Origin of the sequence: Sinomonas atrocyanea, assembly GCF_001577305.1 — a bacterium.
Classification (GTDB): domain Bacteria; phylum Actinomycetota; class Actinomycetes; order Actinomycetales; family Micrococcaceae; genus Sinomonas; species Sinomonas atrocyanea.
Genome location: NZ_CP014518.1, coordinates 2,855,076 through 2,872,527, shown reverse-complemented (window position 1 = coordinate 2,872,527; position 17,452 = coordinate 2,855,076). Strand labels below are relative to the sequence as shown.

General features: G+C 71.3%; 13 protein-coding genes and 1 pseudogene. 13 read left to right on the top strand and 1 reads right to left on the bottom strand.

The genetic code is table 11. The annotated features are described in order from the left end of the window. Positions 1–59: 59 nt before the first annotated feature. The 8 genes and pseudogenes from mnmA to SA2016_RS13155 all read left to right on the top strand — a co-directional run bounded on the left by mnmA (position 60) and on the right by SA2016_RS13155 (position 9,815). The gene (gene mnmA / locus SA2016_RS13190; protein WP_084249513.1) at positions 60–1,262 is read left to right on the top strand and encodes a tRNA 2-thiouridine(34) synthase MnmA; all 1,203 of its coding nucleotides are present in this window, start codon (positions 60–62) and stop codon (positions 1,260–1,262) included. 140 nt (positions 1,263–1,402) lie between these two features. Then, complete coding sequence (locus SA2016_RS13185) at positions 1,403–2,497, top strand: metallophosphoesterase family protein (RefSeq protein WP_244932809.1); 1,095 nt, start codon at positions 1,403–1,405, stop codon at positions 2,495–2,497. Between the two features lie 233 nt (positions 2,498–2,730). Further along, positions 2,731–4,362, top strand: coding sequence for an ABC transporter substrate-binding protein (locus SA2016_RS13180; protein WP_066498809.1), 1,632 nt, complete (start codon positions 2,731–2,733; stop codon positions 4,360–4,362). Between the two features lie 83 nt (positions 4,363–4,445). Then, positions 4,446–5,534: an ABC transporter permease gene (locus SA2016_RS13175; protein WP_066498806.1), complete on the top strand. Its 1,089-nt coding sequence runs from the start codon at positions 4,446–4,448 to the stop codon at positions 5,532–5,534. A gap of 98 nt (positions 5,535–5,632) precedes the next feature. Further along, a pseudogene (locus tag SA2016_RS13170) lies at positions 5,633–6,561 on the top strand (ABC transporter permease). Further along, positions 6,558–8,264, top strand: coding sequence for a dipeptide ABC transporter ATP-binding protein (locus tag SA2016_RS13165; RefSeq protein WP_066498802.1), 1,707 nt, complete (start codon positions 6,558–6,560; stop codon positions 8,262–8,264). Before SA2016_RS13170 ends, SA2016_RS13165 begins: the two are co-directional and overlap by 4 nt. Before the next feature lie 121 nt (positions 8,265–8,385). Next, positions 8,386–8,802, top strand: a complete 417-nt coding sequence (locus SA2016_RS13160) for a chorismate mutase (protein ID WP_066498801.1) — start codon at positions 8,386–8,388, stop codon at positions 8,800–8,802. Further along, positions 8,799–9,815: a uroporphyrinogen decarboxylase/cobalamine-independent methonine synthase family protein gene (locus SA2016_RS13155; protein ID WP_066498800.1), complete on the top strand. Its 1,017-nt coding sequence runs from the start codon at positions 8,799–8,801 to the stop codon at positions 9,813–9,815. Before SA2016_RS13160 ends, SA2016_RS13155 begins: the two co-directional genes overlap by 4 nt. Before the next feature lie 15 nt (positions 9,816–9,830). On the opposite strand, the gene SA2016_RS13150 is transcribed toward SA2016_RS13155, so the two are convergent. Then, positions 9,831–10,718 (bottom strand): cytochrome c oxidase assembly protein, encoded by an 888-nt coding sequence (locus SA2016_RS13150; RefSeq protein ID WP_084249512.1) that lies wholly within the window; start codon positions 10,716–10,718, stop codon positions 9,831–9,833. A 165-nt stretch (positions 10,719–10,883) separates the two neighbouring features. Here SA2016_RS13150 and mtrA point away from each other — a divergent pair, with 165 nt between their 5' ends. The 5 genes from mtrA to hpf all read left to right on the top strand — a co-directional run bounded on the left by mtrA (position 10,884) and on the right by hpf (position 17,349). Then, positions 10,884–11,558: an MtrAB system response regulator MtrA gene (gene mtrA, locus SA2016_RS13145; RefSeq protein WP_066498799.1), complete on the top strand. Its 675-nt coding sequence runs from the start codon at positions 10,884–10,886 to the stop codon at positions 11,556–11,558. A gap of 36 nt (positions 11,559–11,594) precedes the next feature. Then, positions 11,595–13,616, top strand: coding sequence for an MtrAB system histidine kinase MtrB (mtrB, locus tag SA2016_RS13140; protein ID WP_141305438.1), 2,022 nt, complete (start codon positions 11,595–11,597; stop codon positions 13,614–13,616). Next, positions 13,616–15,331, top strand: a complete 1,716-nt coding sequence (locus SA2016_RS13135; RefSeq protein WP_066498797.1) for an LpqB family beta-propeller domain-containing protein — start codon at positions 13,616–13,618, stop codon at positions 15,329–15,331. Before mtrB ends, SA2016_RS13135 begins: the two co-directional genes overlap by 1 nt. Positions 15,332–15,589: 258 nt before the next feature. Continuing rightward, positions 15,590–16,474, top strand: a complete 885-nt coding sequence (locus SA2016_RS13130; RefSeq protein WP_169803074.1) for a ComF family protein — start codon at positions 15,590–15,592, stop codon at positions 16,472–16,474. A 149-nt stretch (positions 16,475–16,623) separates the two neighbouring features. Further along, positions 16,624–17,349, top strand: coding sequence for a ribosome hibernation-promoting factor, HPF/YfiA family (hpf, locus tag SA2016_RS13125; protein WP_066498793.1), 726 nt, complete (start codon positions 16,624–16,626; stop codon positions 17,347–17,349). Positions 17,350–17,452: the final 103 nt, after the last annotated feature.

Genomic DNA, 17,452 nt, shown 5'->3' with positions numbered 1-17,452 from the left:
GCCCTCCCTGCCGCCGAGGATCGGGGCGGCCCGGCCGCCCCCGACGCTAGAATAGACCGGTGCGAGTTCTGGCAGCCATGAGCGGGGGAGTGGATTCCGCCGTCGCCGCCGCCCGCGCCGTCGAGGCGGGGCACGACGTCGTCGGGGTCCATCTGGCCCTCAACCGCATGCCCGGCACCCTGCGCACCGGCTCCCGCGGATGCTGCACGATCGAGGACTCCAACGACGCCTGGCGGGCGTGCGACAGGCTCGGCATCCCCTTCTACGTCTGGGACTTCTCGGAACGGTTCAAGGCCGACGTCGTCGATGACTTCGTGGCCGAGTACTCCGCGGGCCGCACCCCGAACCCGTGCATGCGCTGCAACGAGCGGATCAAGTTCGCCGCGCTCCTCGAGAAGGCCCTCGCCCTCGGCTTCGACGCCGTCTGCACGGGCCACTACGCCAAGGTGCTCCGGGCCGCGGACGGCAGCCCCGAGCTGCACCGCGCCGCGGACTGGGCCAAGGACCAGTCCTACGTCCTCGGCGTCCTCACCGCCGAGCAGCTCGAGCACTGCCTCTTCCCGCTCGCGGACACCCCGAGCAAGGCGGAAGTGCGGGCCGAAGCGGAGCACCGCGGCCTCTCCGTCGCGAAGAAGCCGGACAGCCACGACATCTGCTTCATCTCCGACGGCGACACCCGAGGCTGGCTCGCCGAGCAGATCGAGATGGAGCCGGGCGACATCGTCGACGAGACGGGTGCCAAGGTCGGCGAGCACGCCGGCGCCAATGCCTTCACCGTGGGCCAACGCAAGGGCCTGCGGCTGGGCCGCCCGGCGCCCGATGGGAAGCCGCGCTTCGTCCTCGAGATCCGGCCCAAGGACGCCACGGTCGTCGTGGGGCCGGAGAAGCTCCTCGCAGTCGAGTGGATCCGCGGAATCCGCCTCTCGTGGGCCGGCCTGCCGCCGGCCGGGGCGGAGGCCGGGGAGGAGTTCGCCTGCGAGGCCCAGGTCCGTGCCCACGGTGACCCGGTGCCGGCCCGTGCCCGGGTCGAGCCGGCCGGCGGTGACCCGGCCAGCGGCGGGACGGCCGGCGGTGACCCGGCCGACGGCGGGCCTGCTGAGGGCGAGCCTGCTGACGGCGTGCCGGGCCCCGTCCTGCATCTCACCCTCGACGCGCCCCTGCGCGGGGTCGCCCCGGGGCAGACGGTGGTCCTGTACCAGGGCACGCGCGTCCTCGGCCAGGCCACGATCGACGCGGCCACGGCCCTGGACCGCGTCGGCTGACCGCCCCGTCACGCCTGCGCAGACGCTGTTCTCCCGCCGTACACCTGCGCGACGCCCCTGCAGCACCTCGGCTGGCTAGCCTGCCCCTGTCCAGCCAGCCCTGCAGAGGAAGAAGCGCCATGCCCGCCCAGACTCACCGTTTGCGCTCTGACCGTTCGCGCGCCCGCCGTTCGTGCGCCCGCCTCGCGGCCGCAGCCGCCGCGGTCGCCCTCGCGTCTGCCGCAGCGTCCGTCCTGCCCTCGGCGGGCCTCGCCGCCCCGGCCTCCGCCGCGCCCGCGGCGACCGCCCCGGCGCCCAACCCCGCCTTCAGCTTCGCTGTCATCGGCGACACCCCCTACGGTGCGGCAGCCCTCGCGGACTTCCCCGCCCACGTCGCCCAGCTCAACGCGGACACGTCCCTGGACTTCGTGATCCACGTCGGCGACATCAAGAACGGCTCGACCGTGTGCTCGGACGCGTACTTCGCCCAGATCCGGGCGGATTTCGACGCGTTCACCCACCCGCTCGTGTACACGCCGGGCGACAACGAGTGGACGGACTGCCACCGAACCAACAACGGCGCCTACAACCCGCTCGAGCGCCTCGCGAAGATCCGCCAGATGTTCTTCAGCACCCCAGGCACGACGCTCGGGGCCACGATGCCGGTCGCGAGCCAGGCAGCCCTCGGCGTGCCCGAGAACGTGTCCTTCACCAGGAACCGCGTGGCGATCGCGGCGATCAACGTCCCGGGCAGCAACAACGCCTCCCAGCCGTGGACGGGTCTCGGCAAGACCGCCGAGACCCCCGAGCAGGCCGCGGAGGTGCGTTCCCGCACGGCGGCGGACATCGCCGAGGTCCGCCAGACCTTCGCCCAGGCGAAGCAGCGCCACGACCGCACGGTCGTGATCTCCCAGCAGGCCGACATGTTCGACCCCACCTACACGCCGACGCCGGAGGACATCAGCGCGTTCACCCCGCTCGTGCAGGCCCTCGTGGACGAGGCCTCGGCCTTCGACGGTGAGGTGTACCTGTTCAACGGCGACAGCCATGTCTACAACTCCGACCGCCCGCTCGCGGCCGGCTCGGCATGGCTCGCGCGCTACGGCGTCCAGGGCACGGCGGACAACCTCACGCGCGTCACGGTCGACGGCTCCTCGAACGCGACCGACTACCTCAAGGTGGACGTCGCCGCGGACGGCGCCGCGGGGAAGGGCCAGCCCGTGCTCAGCTGGCGGCGCGTTCCCTTCACGCAGTAGCGAAGGCACGCCGCGGACGACGGCGCGCGGCGGGTGCCGCCGTCGTCCGCGGCGCCGCGGGGGAGCCCGCCGACGGGAGAAAGGTCACCGTTAGGTCTCGATTGATTCAAACAAGTCCTTCATTTCACGAAATCAGTGATTGAATCGATGGCATCACGACTGTGCCTTGGGTCACGCCCGCGCGTGCCCGCGTGGGGGAGGGCACGGCCACTTTCGACAAGAAAAGGTCATTGATGTCTCAGACCAGATTTGCCGTGCGGAGCGCCATCGCGCTCGCCGGCGTCACCCTGCTCACGCTCACGGCGTGCACCGGGCCTTCCGGAGGATCCTCCTCGAACAGTTCGGCCTCGAGCGGACCCATCACGGTCGGCACCACCGACAAGGTCACGTTCCTCGACCCGGCAGGGTCCTACGACAACGGGTCGTTCATGGTCATGAACCAGATCTACCCGTTCCTGCTCAACTCCAAGCCCGGCAGCGCAGAGCCGCAGCCGGACATCGCGGAGTCGGCCTCGTTCACCTCGCCGACCGAGTACACCGTCAAGCTCAAGAGCGGGCTCAAGTGGGCCAACGGCGACACGCTTGACTCCGCCGACGTGAAGTTCTCCTTCGACCGGCAGATCAAGATCAACGACCCCAACGGCCCCGCCTCGCTCCTCGACAACCTCGCAAGCGTCGACGCCAAGGACGCCACCACGGTCGTGTTCCACCTGAAGAAGGGCAACGACCAGACCTTCCCGCAGGTGCTCACCGGCCCGGTCGGGCCGATTGTCGACCACAACGTCTTCCCGGCCGACAAGGTCATGAACGACGAGGACATCATCTCGAAGAAGGCCTTCGCGGGCCCGTACACGATCTCCTCCTACCAGAAGAACCAGCTCGTGTCCTTCAAGGCGAACCCCGACTACAAGGGCCTCCTCGGCAAGCCGGCCACGGACACGGTCAACCTCAAGTACTACTCGGACTCGAACAACCTCAAGCTCGATGTCCAGCAGGGCAACATCGACGTCGCCTGGCGCTCCCTCGCCGCCACCGACGTCGACAGCCTGGCCAAGGACAACAAGGTCACCGTCCACAAGGGCCCCGGCGGCGAGATCCGCTACATCGTGTTCAACTTCGACACGATGCCCTTCGGCGCCAAGACCCCCCAGGCCGACCCCGCCAAGTCCCTGGCCGTCCGCCAGGCGATGGCGGACCTCGTGGACCGCGACGCGATCGCGTCCCAGGTCTACAAGGGCACCTACACCCCGCTGTACTCCTACATCCCGGACGGCTTCCTCGGCGCCACGACCCCGCTGAAGTCGATGTACGGCGACGGCAACGGCAAGCCCAGCGCGGACAAGGCCAAGAAGGCCCTCACCGACGCCGGCATCACGAGCCCGGTGACGCTGAACCTGCAGTACAACCCGGACCACTACGGCAAGTCCTCGGGCGACGAGTACGCCCTGGTGAAGCAGCAGCTCGAGGCCGGCGGCCTGTTCAAGGTCAACCTCCAGTCCACCGAGTGGGTCACCTATTCCAAGGACCGCACCAAGGACGTGTACCCGATGTACCAGCTTGGGTGGTTCCCGGACTTCTCCGATCCGGACAACTACCTCACGCCGTTCTTCACCGAGAACAGCTTCCTGAAGAACCACTACACCAACACGGCGGTCCAGGACCTCATCTCCAAGGAGGCCACCAACCCGGACAAGAGCTCCCGCTCCCAGCAGCTCGGGCAGATCCAGGACGACGTCGCCAAGGACCTCTCGACCCTGCCGCTGCTGCAGGGCTCGCAGGTCGCCGTGTCCGGAACGAGCGTCAAGGGCGTCGACTCGACGCTGGACCCGTCGTTCAAGTTCCGCCTCGGCGTCCTGAGCAAGTAGCCGGCACGGACCACAGCTAGACCAACGCGGCGGCGGGATGCACAACCGGCATCCCGCCGCTGCGGTGCGGAGGAACCCCCACCATGACTGCATTCACCGAGGCACCCCCAGAAGCCGCGGGTGTCCCAGAGCCCGTCGCCAAGACCAAGGGCGGCGGCCTCCTGACCTACCTTGTGATCCGCTTCCTGCTGATCATCCCGACCATCCTCATCCTCGTCACCATGGTCTTCTTCCTCATGAGGATCACCGGAGACCCGATCACCGCCGCGCTCGGCGGCCGCCTGCCGGCCGACCAGCTCCAGCAGCGCATCCACGAGGCCGGCTACGACCGGCCGATCATGGTCCAGTACTTCGAGTACCTGGGCCAGATCTTCACCGGCAACTTCGGCCGCACCATCTCCGACAACCGGGCCGTGACGGACATGCTCGCAACCTTCGGCTCGGCGACGCTCGAGCTCGCGGTCAACGCCGTGGTCGTCGCGCTCATCGTCGGCATCCCGCTCGGGATGGTCGCCGCCCACCGGCGGGACAAGGGCTCCGACGCCGTGCTGCGCGTGCTCGCGATCCTGTTCTATGCCACGCCGGTCTTCTTCGCCGGGCTCCTGCTCAAGCTCGTCTTCGGCGTCTGGCTCGGCTGGACGCCCATCGCCGGTCGGGCCACGACGACGACCGAGCTCGCGCTGACCCAGCTGTCCGCACCCACGGGCATCTACTGGCTCGACGCGCTCCGCAGCGGCAACATGGCCGCATTCTGGGACGTCGAGCAGCACGCGATCCTCCCGGGGCTCGCCCTCGGGCTGCTCACGGCCGGCGTCTTCCTGCGGCTCGTGCGGACCAACCTCATCGGCACCCTCGGCAAGGACTACGTCGAGGCGGGCCGGTCACGGGGCGTGAGCGAGTTCCGGCTCGTGACCAAGCACGCCTACAAGCCCGCGCTCATCCCGATCATCACCGTGATGGGCCTGCAGATCGCGCTCCTGCTCGGCGGCGCGGTCCTCACCGAGACGACCTTCGAGTGGAAGGGCCTCGGCTTCCAGCTGGCGCAGTACCTGACCGCCCGTGACTTCGTCGCGGTGCAGGGCATCGTCGTGCTCCTGGCGGTGATCGTGGCCGTCACGAACTTCATCGTGGACGTCATCGCCGCCCTCATCGACCCGAGAGTGAGGTACTGATGACGGCCCCCACCCCGACTGGCTCCTCCGCCGCGGTTCCGCAGATCGAGCGGAAGGACCCGCTCTGGACCAAGATCCCCGTGCTAGCCCAAGTCCGCATGAGCGTGGGCGTCCAGCGCACCATGCTCATCGCGGGCCTGGTCCTGACCGGCATCTTCCTGCTCTGCGCGATCCTCGCCCCGCTCATCGCCCCCTACGGGTACTCGCAGCTCGCGGATGCCAGCGGCAACTTCCCGACCCAGGACCCCCGAGCGCCCAGCACATCTGGGGCACCACGGTCGGCGGCTTCGACGTGTTCTCGCGCGTCGTGTGGGGCACGCAGACCGCGATCCTCGTGATCATCGTCGCCGTCATCCTCTCGATCTTCGCCGGCGTCGCGCTCGGCCTCGTCTCCGGCTACGTCGGAGGGTGGCTCGACAGGATCCTCGTGGTGGTCGCGGACGCCGTCTACGCGTTCCCCTCGCTGCTCGTCGCCATCGTGATGTCGATCGTCATCAGCCACGGGCAGTCCAGCCTGTGGGGCGGCATCATGGCCGCGGCGATCTCCATCACCGTGGTCTTCATCCCGCAGTACTTCCGCGTGGTGCGCGCCGAGGCGATCCGCCTCAAGGCCGAGCCGTTCGTGGAGTCCGCGAAGGTGATCGGTGCCTCGAGCTGGAGGATCATGGCGCGGCACGTGTTCCGCAACGCCACCCGCAGCATCCCGCTCATCTTCACGCTCAACGCCTCGGAGGCCATCCTGACCCTCGCGGGCCTCGGCTTCCTCGGGTTCGGCATCGAGCCCACGAGCGCTGCCGAATGGGGCTACGACCTCAGCAAGGCGACCTCGGACGTGACGGCGGGAATCTGGTGGACCGGGGTCTTCCCCGGCCTCGCCATCGTCCTGACGGTCCTCGGCCTCACCCTCGTGGGCGAGAGCATGAACGACCTCGCCGACGCCCGGATCCGCACCCGAGGCAAGAAGAAGAGCGCGGCCAAGGGCGCGAAGGTCGCCACGGCCCCCAGCTCGGAAGGAAGCCCAGCATGAGTGAGCAGCTCGACGTGGCACCCGCAGCCGGGTCCACCGCCACGGTCCTGGACATTGACAACCTCGAGGTGACGTTCGCCACCGACTCCGGCCCCGTCAACGCGGTGCGCGGCGTCAGCCTCGACGTCCGCGCCGGCGAGGTCGTCGCCGTCGTCGGCGAGTCCGGCTCGGGCAAGACCGTCACGGCCAAGACGATCCTCGGCCTCCTCCCCGAGACCGCGACGCGCTCCGGCGCCGTGGTGATCAACGGGCACAACGTGGTCACGGTCAGCGCGGGCAAGCTCCGGGAGCTGCGGGGCCGGGACGTGGCGATGGTGTTCCAGGAGCCCTCGACGGCGCTGAACCCCGTCTTCACGGTTGGCTGGCAGATCGCCGAGGGCATCCGCGCGCACCATGGCCGCGACGGGAAGAGGATCTCGAAGAAGGAGGCCAGGGAGCGGGCCATCGAGGCCCTGCGCAAGGTCGGCATCCCTGATCCCGAGAAGCGCGTCGACTACTACCCGCACCAGTTCTCGGGGGGCCAGAAGCAGCGCGTGGTCATCGCCGCCGCTCTCGCGCTCGACCCCGAACTCATCGTGGCCGACGAGCCGACGACGGCGCTGGACGTCACCGTCCAGGCCGAGATCCTCGAGCTCCTGCGCGACCTGAGGGACCTGTACGGGACCTCGATCGTGCTCATCACCCACAACATGGGTGTCGTGGCGGACCTCGCGGACCGCGTCGTCGTGATGTACCAGGGCGAGGTCGTCGAGGAGGCACCGGTCCGTACGCTCTTCGCCAGCCCGCGCGAGGACTACACGCGCCGCCTGCTCGACGCCGTGCCCCACCTCGGGCGGGACTCGGCCTCCGAGGGCGCCACCGAGCGCCTGCGGCAGGACGGGGAGGTACTCGTCGAGGCCACGGGGCTCGACATCACCTACCCGGGTCGCCTCGGCACGCCGCCGTTCCGCGCCGTGCAGGACGTGTCCTTCACGGTGCGCGCCGGCGAGGTGTTCGGGCTCGTGGGGGAGTCGGGCTCGGGCAAGACGACGATCGGCCGGGCGATCGCCGGGCTCAACCGCGCCACCGGCGGGAGCCTGAAGGTGCTCGGGCACGAGATGGTCGGGTTCAGGGAACGGGCCTTCAAACCGGTCCGCAAGGACATCGGCTTCGTGTTCCAGGATCCCGCGGCGTCCTTCAACCCCCAGCTCACCATCGGCGAGTGCATCGCCGAGCCGCTCATCGTCCACCTGGACCTCGATTCCGCGCAGGTGAGGCGCCGCGTCGGCGAGCTGCTCGAGTCCGTGCAGTTGCCGGCGTCGTACGCGGCCCGCTACCCGCACGAGCTCTCCGGGGGCCAGCGCCAACGGGCCTCCCTCGCGCGCGCCCTCGCGCTCGAGCCGAAGCTGCTGGTGGCGGACGAGCCCACCTCGGCCCTCGACGTCTCGGTGCAGGCGAAGGTGCTCGAGCTGTTCCGCGAGATCCAGGCCGAACTGGGCTTCGCGGCGCTGTTCATCAGCCACGACCTCGCCGTGGTGGACCAGCTCAGCCACTGGGTCGGCGTGCTGTACAAGGGGCGCATGGTGGAGCAGGGGATCGGCAGCCAGGTCATGGGGGCACCCCAGCATGACTACACGAAGCGGCTCATCGCCTCGCTCCCGGTCCCGGACCCCGTGGAGCAGGCCGAGCGGCGCCGGGCGCACCGGGCCCTCCTCGGGAGCTGATGCGGACGGCGGCCCCGTTCCGCCACCGCGCACAGCGGCCCCTCGCCCGGACACGGGTGGGGGGCCGCGGCCGTCCCGTCACGGAAACCCGGCGCCGCCGCGGCCCCATAGACTGGAGACCATGACCGAGCAGCGACCTGACACCGACGTCGAGACGACAGAAATCCCGCGCGGCGGCTACGATCCGAGCGCCAGTTCGCTGACGGGCCACGTCGATCCGGCCGTCATGGCGGAGCTCCTCTCGATCCGCTCGAGCATCGACAACTTCGACGCGACCCTCGTCTACCTCCTGGCCGAGCGCTTCAAGGTCACCCAGCGGGTCGGGTTCCTCAAGGCCCAGCACCATCTCCCGCCGGCGGACCCCGACCGGGAGGCAGCGCAGATCGCCCGCCTCCGCCGCCTGGCCGAGGAGGCCCAGCTGGATCCGGCCTTCGCCGAGAAGTTCCTGAACTTCATCATCAGCGAGGTCATCCGCCACCATCAGGCGATCGCCGAGGACCATGGGCAGGGCGCGGCGCCCGCGGACGCGGGCGCGTGACCGGCCAGGTCACCGCGACGGCGCTGGGCGACTGGCCCGGCACTGATCCGCTCGAGGCCGCCAGGGCCATCCGCGGCGAGCTCGGGACGCCGCACCTGCCCGTCCTGGCCGAGCTGCCGGACCGGGGCGTCGGATCGGACCCGGTGGGCCGGACCGCCTCGATCCTCGCCGACCTGCACGCCGACGTCCAGCCGCACGGGTGGCGGCTCGTGCCCCAGCCCGGGCTCGATGCGGCCCGCGCCGCTTCCGCCCTCTCCACCGACCTCAACGTGCTCGCGGACGTGGTGGGGCATGAGGAGCGCAGCGCGGACGCGCTCCACGTGCGCGTGCTCGGCCCGCTGAGCCTCATGGCAGGGCTCTACCTGCCCTCCGGCGAGCGCGTCCTCGTGGACCACGGGGCCCGGCGCGACGTCGCGCAGTCACTCGCGGCCGGGCTCGCGCCGTTCCTCGACCGCGTCGGCCGGGCGGCGCCGGGGGCGCGCCTCACCGTGCAGCTGGACGAGCCGGACGCGGCGCGCGTGCTGGCCGGGCTCCTCCCGACCGCGAGCGGCTACCGCACGCTGCGGTCGGTGCCCGCGGAGGAGGCGGGGCTCGCCTGGGCCTGGGCCGTCGAGGCGCTGCACGCGGCGGGCGCGGAGGCCGTCGTCGTGAACCTCCCGGCGTGGGAGGCGCCGATCGGGCGGGTGCTCGACGCGGGCGCCGACGCCGTGTCCCTGCCGATCGCGGACCTGACGGTGCCGCAGTGGGAGCAGCTGGCCGGCGCCGTCGAGGCGGGCGCAGGGGTCTGGCTCGGCGCGGTCCCGCACGACGCCGCGGCCCGGCCCCGCACGCGCGCGCTCGCCGAGCGCGTGCTGCGGCCGTGGCGCCAGCTCGGCCTGCCGCTCTCCGCGCTCGACGCCGTCCGCGTCACCCCGGTGGGCGGCCTCGCCGCCCTCTCTCCGGCCGAGGCGACGGCGCTGCTCACCGCCGCGGTCAAGGTCGCCGACGCGGTGAACCAGATCGCCCTCGGCTGAGCCCAACCCGGGGGATCAGCCGTTGCGGCGGCGCAGGTGCTCCTCGGCGAGCGCGTCCATCTGCTCGTCGGTCAGCTCGTCGAAGGACCGCGCCTCCCGCCGGTCGCTGCGCGAGAAGCGCACGAACATGAGGATGATGACCGGGATGTCGACAGCCTCGGCGATGAACCACAGGAGGTCCCCGGCCAGCTGCTGGTCCCGCAGCGGCGAGGGGAACCAGGAGGGCGCGCCTGCCGGCCACGTCGAGACGCCGTCGAGCACCGTCGGCGCGAGGCGGAGGAAGATCCCCGGGATCGCGTCCGCGAGGAGCTCGATGAAGACGTAGACGAACTCCAGGACGATGAACGCGCTCGAGCGCTCGAAGGACTCGGCCTCCGTCAGCGGCAGCGCGAGGACGAGGCCGACGAGTGGGACCAGGACGCTCAGCGCGCCGCTCACCACCGGCTGGGAACGGTAGAGCGCCAGCAGCGGGGTGAGGAAGGTGCCGAAGAGCACGAGCCCGATGATCGGCGCCACGAAGGCATTGCCGAGGATGCGCACGGCCCGGCTCTGCATGATGCTCTCCAGGCGCGCGCGCCCGGCGTCCCCCAGCGCCGCCTGAGCCAGGCCCACCGGGCGCCCGAGCCCGGCGAAGAGCGGGACGACGAAGAACATGAGCGCGATCTTGAGCGTGAAGGCCCACCGCAGCGAAGACCCGTAGGCCCCGGTGAACCCGCAGGCGAGCACGAGGTACGGCACGAGGCCGAGGACGTAGAAGCACAGCGCCCGCCACAGGGGCCAGGCGATTCCGCGTCGGCGCGCCCTGGCCATCCCGATCCCGTACAGCGCCGCGGCCGCGAGGGCCAGCAGGGCCGCCGCGGGGTCGAGCGCGAACGAGGCCAGCACAGTGGTCAGGGGAGGCACAGGGCGTAGCCTAGATCGCTTCGCTGGGACGGCGCTGGAAACGCCCGGGCCCCGCCCAGGCGACGGTGGGCGGCGGCGCGCCGCCTAGAATGGACCAAACGCATGCCCGGCCCGGCAGGGCCCGGATGGTCAGCGACATCGCGCAGTTGGGGGAGAGTGGAAGGCATGAAGGCACGCATTCTGGTCGTCGACGACGACGAGGCCCTGGCCGAGATGATCGGCATCGTCCTGCGCAACGACGGATTCGATCCCGTCTTCTGCGCCGACGGCGCCCAGGCCCCCGACGTGTTCCGGGCCCAGAAGCCGGACCTCATCCTCCTCGACCTGATGCTGCCCGGGCTCGACGGCATCGAGGTGTGCCGGCAGATCCGGTCGGAATCGGACGTTCCGATCGTCATGCTCACCGCCAAGTCGGACACCTCGGACGTGGTGCGCGGCCTCGAGTCGGGGGCGGACGACTACGTGCCCAAGCCGTTCAAGCCGGCCGAGCTCGTGGCCCGGGTCCGCGCGCGGCTCCGTCCCGGTGAGACGAAGGCGCCCGAGACGCTGCGCATCGGCGAGGTCACGATCGACGTCGCAGGGCACACCGTCAAGCGCGGCGACGAGTACATCTCCCTCACACCGCTCGAGTTCGATCTCCTCGTGGCGCTCGCCCGCAAGCCCTGGCAGGTCTTCACCCGCGAGCTGCTGCTCGAGCAGGTGTGGGGCTACCGCCACGCGGCGGACACGAGGCTCGTCAACGTCCACGTCCAGCGCCTGCGCTCGAAGATCGAGCGGGATCCCGAGGCCCCCGAGGTCATCCTCACGGTGCGCGGCGTCGGGTACAAGGCCGGGAGCTAGCACAGGGCACGCACGCCGCGCGCCAGAACGAGAACCATGGACATCGAGCAGGACCACCGCACGCCCCCCGGGACGCCCCCCGCGGGCGCCGGCGCCTCCCCCGAGGAGGCCCCCCGCGACGGCGAGCCGAACGCGCCCCGCGCGCAGGCCGGGCTGGGCGGATCGGCGCGGTCCGGCTCGCGGCTGCGCCTGGCCTGGGGCCTCGCCCGACGGTGGGCCACGAGGCGCAAGGTGGGGGACCGGGCGCGGATCGCGGCCAAGCGCGCCCGCGTCCTCGGATTCCGGGCGTTCCGCGCCGGGTTCCGCGGACTGCGGAACATCGGGCCGGCCCTCCTCGCGGCCCGGGGCGGGTTCGCGCGCCGCTGGCGGCGGTCCCTCCAGTTCCGCACCGTGCTCGTCACGCTCCTGCTGACCTTCGTCTCCTTCCTGGCGGTGGGCGCCTACCTGTCGAACCAGATCGCGAACAACCTCTTCCAGGAGCGCCTCGCGCAGGCCGAGGTGCAGACCCGCCAGTCGGTCCAGCAGGTCCAGGAGACGTTTGACGGCGCTCAGGTCACCGACCAGCAGGGCGTCCTCAAGCTCGTCAACGACACCCTCAACCAGCTTGAGAACCGTGAATCCGGGACTCCGCGGCAGTACGTGTTCCTGGCCGTGCCGAACCAGGACCAGCCGCGCAACCGCTGGGTCGACTCCCGCGCCTCCTACCTGCGGACCGAGAACGACATCCCGCAGAGCCTGCGGGACGCCGTCCAGCACTCGCAGCAGGAGCAGTACTGGCAGTCCATCCCGCTGACGGTGGACAACCGGATCCACCCGGCCATCGCGGTCGGCAACAAGGTCAGCTTCGGCGGGACCGTGTACGAGCTGTACCTCATCTACGACATCGAGACGGCGCAGCAGACCCTCGACGACATGCAGAACGTGCTGTGGTTCGGCGGCATCTTCCTGCTCCTGCTCATCGGCGCGATCACCTGGATCGTGACCCGCGGCGTCGTGTCCCCGGTCAGCCACGCCGCGGCCGTGTCGGAGAAGCTCGCCTCCGGCCAGCTCGAGGAGCGCATGGCGGTCGAGGGCGAGGACGAGGTGGCCCGCCTCGGCGCCTCGTTCAACCACATGGCCGCGAACCTGCAGGAGCAGATCACCGCCCTGGCGAACCTCTCCCGCATGCAGCAGCGGTTCGTCTCCGACGTCAGCCACGAGCTCCGCACCCCGCTGACCACCGTGCGCATGGCCGCCGAGGTGCTCTACGACGCGCGCGACACCTTCAATCCCGTCACGAAGCGCTCCGCCGAGCTGCTCTACAACCAGGTGGAGCGGTTCCAGGCCCTGCTGAACGACCTGCTCGAGATCTCCCGCTTCGATGCCGGCGCGGCGGTGCTCGACGCCGAGCCCCAGGACCTCGTCCTCGTGATCCGCACCGTCATCGAGACCGCGGCGCCCATCGCTGCGGCCTGCGGCTCCGAGGTGCGCTTCTACACGCGCTCGCCCAGCATCGTCGTGGAGATGGACGGGCGGCGGATCGAGCGCGTGCTGCGCAACCTGCTGCTCAACGCCCTCGAGCACGGCGAGGGCCGTCCTGTCGAAATCTTCGTTGCCGCGAACGCCGATTCGGTGGGGGTGTCCGTGCGGGACCACGGCATCGGCATGTCCCCCTCGGAGGCGGCCCGAGTGTTCGACCGCTTCTGGCGCGCCGACCCGGCCCGTGCCCGCACCACCGGCGGCTCGGGCCTGGGCCTGTCGATCGCCACCGAGGACGTCAAGCTCCACAACGGCTGGCTCCAGGCCTGGGGCAAGCCCGGAGCTGGCTCCTGCTTCCGCCTGACGCTGCCGCTGCGCGCGGGAGCGGAGATCGTCGAGTCCCCGGTCGCGCTCCAGCCGGCCGACGGCGACGTGGTGCTGGTCGAGGAGCAGTCGACGCGCGGCGTCGTCCTCGGCTCGTTCCACGCCGCGGGCGGCACGGCGGCGGACGACGGCGGGCCCTCGCCTGCCGCTGCTCCGCCGCCGGGGGAGCCGGGCACGCCGCCGGGGGAGCCGGGCACAGAAGGGGAGGAGGCGTGATGCGCCGTTCCGTGCCGGCCGCTCTCGTCGCGATGCTGCTCGCCCTCGTCACCTTGGCGGGCTGCGCCCAGATCCCCACGACCGGCACCGTCGGCAAGAGCCGCGACAGCGCCGTGACCCTCGGCAATGCACCCCAGATCATCCCGCCCGGGCCCCGCGACGGCGCCAGCCCGCAGGCCATGATCGAGGGCTTCTTCAACGCCGGCAGCGGCTACCAGAACGACTTCACCGTCGCGCGGCAGTTCCTCGCTCCCGCGCAGGCGGTGTCCTGGAAGCCCAGCGACCGGACCCTGGTCTACCGGGGCAGCGCGACCGTCGTGGCGACGGGGAAGGAGAACCAGTACCGCTACGAGTTCGACCTCGCCTATTCGGTGGACTCCCAGGGCATCACGACTCCGTTCCCGCCGGGCACCAAGGAGCACATCGACGTCACGCTCTCCCAGGTGGACGGCCAGTGGCGCCTGTCCGGCCTCCCGGACGGCACGGCCATCCCCGAGGAGACGTTCAAGGCGCTCTACCGGCCCTTCCCCCTGTACTTCTACGACCCCTCCTTCACGACGCTCGTCCCCGACGTGCGCTGGTTCATCGACAATACGGGGGTCGCGAAGTCGCTCGTGAGCGCCCTCATCGCGGGCCCGGCGCCCTACCTGCGCTCGGCCGTGGCGAGCGCGTTCCCGCAGGGCATCCGGCTCGAGCGCGAATCGGTGCCGATCGTGGACAACACCGCCCAGGTCGACCTGACGCCCGAGCTGAGGGACGCCTCGTTCACGGACCGGCAGCGCATGCGCTACCAGCTCGTGCGGACATTCTCGGGGATCAGCTCCGTCGTGGACGTGACGCTGCGCTCGAACCAGGCCGATGTGACCCTCGAGGACCCGACGACGGGCAAGTCGGTCCCCGAGCCGACCGTCGACCCCAAGGTGCCGGTCTGGCAGGTGGGCATCGCCGGCGGCGAGCTCGTCCAGTACGCGAGCCGGCAGGCCACCAGGATCGACGGGCTGCGCAGCGTGGCCCCGCTCGGACCGCACGATCCCGCCGCGGCCGCCTCGCAGCACGTCTATGCCTTCCTCGGCGCCAAGGGCCTCTATTCCATCGTCCCGAACCAGGCCCCGCGGCTCCTCGACTCGCGGACCAGCTTCAGCCGGCCGTCGATCGATCCGTTCGACTGGGTGTGGACGGCCGGTCCGGGCGGCGCCGGCGCGACCGAGGCTGTGGCCTACAAACCGGTCGGGGCCGCCGAGGGTGCGGCCGTGCCCAAGGCGACGCTGACGGCCCCGTGGCTCGCGGGACGGACGGTGGAGGACCTGCGCGTCTCCCGCGACGGCACGCGCGCCCTCGTCCTCTCGACCCAGGGCAACTCGACGTCGCTCCAGCTCGCCGGCGTGCAGCGGGCCGCTGACGGCACCCCGCGGGCGCTCTCCGAGCCGATCACGCTCTCGACCGCCGAGAAGAGCCCCCGCCGTGCGGTCTGGGTCGACGACACCACGATCCTCGTCTCGGGGGTGTCCGCCAGCGATGCGGTGGCACCCGAGCTCGTCTCGCTCAAGGGCGGAGATCCGCGGCAGCTGCCGCAGCTGCCCGGGATCGAGGCGATCTCGGCCGGCAACGGCGACCAGGAGATCTACGCCCAGACGCCGGCGGGGGTCTTCGCGCTCGTGCGCACCACGTGGACCGAGCTGGGCAAGGGCGTCGAGGGCCTCTCGTTCGCCGGATAGCCGCCCCTGGCGCGTTCGGTGCGGGCGCGTTGTCCACATGGGGCACCGGAGCGCTGGCCCCCGGGCCTGCCGCCCCGTGAGGCTGGAGGCATGCACCCGCTCCGTCCCGATCGCCAGTGCCATTCTCCGCGGGACGCGCCACCTCCGCGGGGCGCGCCGCCTCCGCGGGGCGCGCCGCCTCCGCATCGGCCCGAGCCGATTGCCGCCGGGCGGCACGCGGGGCGCCCTGCGCACCCGGCGCTGCGGCTGCTCGACGGCGTGGGGGCCGCGGCGAAGGACGTGCTCGGGCTCCTCGTGCCCGTCGACTGCGTCGCCTGCGGCGCCCCCGATCGAGAGCTCTGCGCCGTCTGCGCGAGGCAGGTCCGCCGCCTCACGGCCAGGCCGGCCCGCGTCGAGGACCACGCGCCGGCGCTGATCGAAGCAAGCGGCCGCGTCCTGCTGCCGGCCGTGTCCGCCGGACCGTACCGCAACGAGCTCTCGCTCGCGCTCCTGGCCTTCAAACGGCACGGGAGCGCCGTCCTGGCCGCCGAGCTCGCCGCCGCCCTCGCACGGGCCCTGGCCGCCGCGGCCGGTTCCGCTGGGCTCGGCACTGCGGCGGACGGCGGCGTGCTCCTCGTGCCCGTGCCCACGAGCGCGGCGGCGTTCCTGCGGCGGGGCTTCGATCCGCTGCAGGTGCTCCTCGCGCGGGTCCGGCGCGACGGCCGCATCCCGCCCGGGACCCTGTGGGCCGAAGCGCTCGCGCCCCGCAGGCGCGGTCCGCGGGAGCGGCTCGCTGCGGTGGCGCGCGCGGTCGTGTCCCCGGGCGGAGGGTCGCAGAAGGGGCTCGGCCGCTCCCAGCGCCGCGCCCGCGTCTCCGGGTCGCTCGCCGCCCGCGGACATGTGCGCGTGCGGGGACAGGGCGCCCGGGTACCGGAGGCCGGCCGCACCGTCCCATCCCTCCAGGGGCGCCGCTGCCTCGTCGTCGACGACGTCCTGACCACCGGTGCGACCGCCCGGGAGGCGACCCGCGCACTCGAGGCCGCCGGCGCCGTCGTCCTCGGCCTCGTGGCCCTCGCGCACGTGCCGCTGCCCGACGCCGGGGCCCGGAGGTCGGCCGGTACGCTCCCAGCGGACACACAGCGGGAGGATGCCAACGGGGGGTGAATAAAGCGTGACGATCCACTAACGTCGGTGGTGGGTCCTTTAGCCAGAAGGACCTGTCGATAGCGGCTCAGGAAAGGGGCTCGACTGTCTGACGACGGAGCCTCTGGACGCCGGTATGCGGCTGAACTCAGAAGTATCTGGAGGGCACCATGGAGTTCAACATCAGCGGTCGCAACCTGACTGTGTCGGATCGCTTCCGCGAGTACGCAGGTGAGAAGCTCGAGAAGATCGGTGCGCTGGCTGACAAGGTCCAGCGCGTCGATGCGAAGTGCTCCAAGCAGAGCAGTGCGAAGACCGGAGGAGACCAGCTCACCGTCGAGCTCACGGTCACCGGGCGCGGACCGGTGATCCGGGCCGAGGCCACCGCTCCGGACAAGTTCGCTGCCTTCGACCTCGCCTACGGGAAGCTCCTTGAACGCCTCCGGCGGGCGAAGGACCGCCGCAAGGTCCACCACGGCAAGCACACCCCCGTCGGGGTCAACGCGGCCACCGCCTCCCTCCCGGTGGTCAGCGGCAGTACGCCGATCTACGCCGAGCACGCCCTCGAGGTTCCCTCCTCGGAGGCCCAGGCGCCGTCGCCCTACGAGGTCGAGAACGACATCCCGGCCGGCGATTCGCCCGTGCTCATCCGCCGCAAGGTGTTCCCCGCCGCCACGCTCACCCTCGATGACGCGGTGGACAACATGGAACTCGTCGGCCATGACTTCTACCTGTTCATCGACGCGGACACGAACACCCCCTCCGTGGTCTACCGCCGCCGTGGATGGACCTATGGCGTCATCAGCCTCGATCAGGCCTGTGAGCCCGGAGCGGCCAAGGTCGAGGAGAAGATCCTCGCGTACCGCTCCGACGATGCCGGTGCCGTTGTCTCCTGATCCTGCGCGCACGGCCGCGGCCCCGGACGCGGCATCCCCGGCAGCGGCGGTCCCCCTGGGGGCCGCCGCTGCGGCGCGCCGGGCCGAAGCCGCCGGCGTCCGC

Excerpts from the sequence above, each read along its gene's own strand:
- mtrB (WP_141305438.1), top strand. The coding sequence starts at position 11,595 with ATGGACATCGAGCAGGACCACCGCACGCCCCCCGGGACGCCCCCCGCG.
- SA2016_RS13180 (WP_066498809.1), top strand. The coding sequence starts at position 2,731 with ATGTCTCAGACCAGATTTGCCGTGCGGAGCGCCATCGCGCTCGCCGGC.
- hpf (WP_066498793.1), top strand. The coding sequence starts at position 16,624 with ATGGAGTTCAACATCAGCGGTCGCAACCTGACTGTGTCGGATCGCTTC.
- mtrA (WP_066498799.1), top strand. The coding sequence starts at position 10,884 with ATGAAGGCACGCATTCTGGTCGTCGACGACGACGAGGCCCTGGCCGAG.
- SA2016_RS13175 (WP_066498806.1), top strand. The coding sequence starts at position 4,446 with ATGACTGCATTCACCGAGGCACCCCCAGAAGCCGCGGGTGTCCCAGAG.
- SA2016_RS13165 (WP_066498802.1), top strand. The coding sequence starts at position 6,558 with ATGAGTGAGCAGCTCGACGTGGCACCCGCAGCCGGGTCCACCGCCACG.
- SA2016_RS13160 (WP_066498801.1), top strand. The coding sequence starts at position 8,386 with ATGACCGAGCAGCGACCTGACACCGACGTCGAGACGACAGAAATCCCG.
- SA2016_RS13135 (WP_066498797.1), top strand. The coding sequence starts at position 13,616 with ATGCGCCGTTCCGTGCCGGCCGCTCTCGTCGCGATGCTGCTCGCCCTC.